1 protein-coding gene and 1 pseudogene are annotated in these 1076 nt (G+C 45.8%); both read right to left on the reverse strand.

Features of this window, described 5'->3' with window-relative positions:
• A partial coding sequence (locus tag R7044_RS24320) for an ABC transporter substrate-binding protein (RefSeq protein WP_225455887.1) occupies positions 1-872 on the reverse strand: 872 nt, incomplete at its 3' end.
• A 38-nt stretch (positions 873-910) separates the two neighbouring features.
• A pseudogene (locus R7044_RS24325) lies at positions 911-1076 on the reverse strand (ABC transporter permease); the annotation flags it as partial.

Below are 1076 nucleotides of genomic sequence, written 5' to 3' on the forward strand. Positions count from 1 at the left end.
AGACTTGGCAAAACCAATCCAAATGCGTCCAACTTACCTTTTTCGAAGTGCTTCATCGCAATATCACTATCGCGGATAACCGTGATACGAATTTTGTCGACGTTATAGCGATTCTCGTAGTACTTATTGGTATAACCCCACCAGTCCTCACCTACGTGCTTAAAGGTAACGCTTTTACCTTTTTTGACGTCGGCTAAGTAATAAGCGCTGGTGGTTGGTTCACTTTTAAAGTTGTAGTAGCGCACAAAATCATCATGAATGCCGTCACCGTTCTCGTCTTTCTTCGGATTCGCATAGAAATGAGCAGGACGAGGACGTAGCGCCCCCATTCTCAACAACAACTCTTCTGGATTGAGCTCTTTCGCGGCCTTCACGGCGAAGGTGTGATCGTCAAATTTGATAACATCAGCAACCGTTTTGTTGTAATAGTCGTTGTACCAAGGCTCTAAAATGTCTTTCGAGCGGTAAAACTTAAGCATAAAAACAAAATCGTCTGCCGTGACTGGCTTGCCATCCGACCATTTAGCTTGTGGGTTCAGTTTGAAATAAACCGTTTTATTGTCACCCGCTAATGCCCACTCATTGGCTAGTTCAGGGATGAATTCAAGCGTATCTGGGTGGCGAACCACCAACCCTGGCGTTTCATCCAAGATGAAAGAACGTAAACCAGAGTTTGCATCAGGACCAACACTGCGTAGAGTCTGAGGAAAGCTCGACATGAAAGTGCGGTAAGTCCCGCCACGCTTTGCTTCAGGAGAGCCATATTGAGGCTCATCCCAGTTTGTTTGCCAGTTTAAGTCAGTCGGAAGCGTCGCTGACATCGCGCCAAAACTTAGGGCGCTTAGCGTGGACGCTAAAATTATTTTTTTCATAAAACTTCCCTTTTTTATGTTTTGCTCACAATGCATGCTTAAACATAGCGTGTGAATTTTTTCGGGTCGAATGCCGCTCGAATCGCTTCACCGATAAAGGTGACCATCACCAGTACCAGTACAATGGAAGTCACAACAGACGCCACAATCCATGGCGAGTCCAAGTTGGACTTACCTTGCTGCAGTAACTCACCCCAGCTTGGT

Source organism: Vibrio sp. 1402 (genome assembly GCF_033340275.1).